General features: G+C 34.6%; 3 protein-coding genes. All 3 read right to left on the minus strand.

The window, feature by feature from the left end:
* On the minus strand, positions 1–571 hold a 571-nt coding region (locus tag LS67_RS09420), incomplete at its 3' end, for a type IV secretory system conjugative DNA transfer family protein (protein WP_161594498.1).
* A complete protein-coding gene (mobC, locus tag LS67_RS09425) occupies positions 564–923 on the minus strand; it encodes a plasmid mobilization relaxosome protein MobC (RefSeq protein ID WP_034367098.1) in 360 nt (119 codons plus the stop codon). The genes mobC and LS67_RS09420, both read right to left, overlap by 8 nt.
* Positions 924–933: 10 nt before the next feature.
* On the minus strand, positions 934–1,872 hold the full coding sequence (locus LS67_RS09430) for an ATPase, T2SS/T4P/T4SS family (protein WP_034367100.1): 939 nt from the start codon (positions 1,870–1,872) through the stop codon (positions 934–936).
* Positions 1,873–2,027 lie beyond the last annotated feature (155 nt).

Raw genomic sequence — 2,027 nt, forward strand, 5'->3', positions numbered from 1 at the left:
CAAGCTTTTGCTGTCTGTATCCTGCTGTTTTTTGATAAAGCTCCCCTTTGATGTCTAGCACCACGCAACTTTGTGGTAAAGACAAGAGATTAGGAATAGCTATACTTGCAGTTTTGCCTGTTCCGGGAGGTGCAACTATGAGTGTAGCAAGAGGCTTGTTTGAGCGTATAAAGGTTGGTGGCTTCTTGCTACCATTTCTAAAACAACCAAACATCATACCTTCTTCATAGTTTAAGCCCATTTGAGCTAATTCTTTTTTGTCTGCAAGTCTTGCATTTCCATATTCTCCTTTAGCCCTTGAGTTTCCTATGAGTGAAAACACAATCCAAATAACTAAAGGGATTAAGGCATAAATAATTGCCATATAGGACTTTAGTTTAAGATTGGGGTTGCCTAAGTTTGAAAAAATCTCTATACCTATGTTATATGCAATTTTAAAATTCTCTATACTCGTAGGGATATGAAAAAAATAAAAAATGCTACAAAAAAATATGATTACACTTAGAATCACACACATAATAAGAGACAATGCGTCTCTTTTGATATTTTTCTTTGTTTCTTCTTTAAGCATTGAGTATCCTTTGTAAAAGTTTTTGATTCTGCTTTGCAATAGATTGAAACTCTAAGAAGATTCTCTTCGTTTCTTTGGCTTCTTGCGTAAAACTTTCTTCATTTGCTCTAAATCCTAAGTTAAGATGATGAGCGATTTGGTTTATATTACCTGCCACGCGCGATATTTCTAAAAGCATTTCTGCATTAAATTTTGAGCTTTTGTCAAGAATCTCTAGGATTTTTTGTGCTTCTTCTATGCGCAATAATTGCCTTATAAACTTTGATTTAGAGATGTTTTGTTTTTTTGCCATTTGGTTAAGTAGTTCATAGTCGTGAAGCTTCAAGCATATTAAAACCTTTTTTGTTTCCATTACTATCTCCTTATACTTCCTTTGGAATGTGATTTTTAATGTCTAGAATCTCATTAACAATTCTTGTATTACCTTGTCTTTTTATTTGAATAATGAAGTCAATAGCTGTGCGAATATAGGCTTTAAGAGCTACTCTATCTTGCATTCCCCCAAACATAGCGTTAGTGATAAGGGCATTAATGGCATCTTCACTATTATTTGCGTGAAGTGTGCTTAGATTGCCCTCGTGTCCTGTGTTGTTGATACGCAAGAATGCTAGGGTGTTGCGTATGTCAATTTCTCCAAGTAGGAGTCTATCTGGTCTTAAGCGCATAGCATTATTTATAGCCTGTGTGTAGCTATAAATTTCATTCTCTTCTTTGGGGACTGCTAATTGTGTTTTGTTTTTGTTTTCAATCATTAGTTCTTGAGAATCTTCTATGGTTACAATGCGTTCATCTTGTGGAATTTCATTCATTAGGGCATTAAGAAAACTTGTTTTGCCTGTGCCTGTTCCACCGCTTACCAAAACATTTTTTCTTTGTGGAATAAGAGCTTTGATTTTTTCATAATCCCATTGCTCTTTGACTTTATCACTTAGTATAAATTGCTCTAGTTCAAAAGCTTTCGCACTAGGGATTCTTATGCAAATACATACATTTGAGTGAAATAGAATGCTATTGTGTTGGGCTTGAAGTCTATATCTATTATATGGCGGTGGTAATTCACAAGAAAGGCTAGGGTGCTTCTCATTAAATCTTTGTCCTCTGCGCGTGGCAAGTTGTAACAAAAAAGATTCTAAAAAGCTATATGTTAATGCGGAATCTTCTATGTATTCCCATTTTAGCCCATAATCAACGCAAATTTCTCCTGTTTTATTGATAATAAGCTCATTTGCTTCAAGACGCAAGTATTTATCAAGCACTTTAAGCTTTTGCATAAGAATGGGTGTAATATGGTTTGCTTCCATTACTCACCTTTGTTTCCTATGTTTTCAAGCTCTTCAAATGAAGATTCAATTTTAGCTTCTATGTTTTGGAGAATTTTTTGTTGCTTGTCTCGTTGTTTAGATAGCTTTTCTATCCTGCTTACGAGTCTATCCTCATTTTTTCTGTTTGCTCTTAT

The sequence above is a fragment of the Helicobacter sp. MIT 03-1616 genome (assembly GCF_000765685.2).
Lineage (GTDB): Bacteria > Campylobacterota > Campylobacteria > Campylobacterales > Helicobacteraceae > Helicobacter_C > Helicobacter_C typhlonius.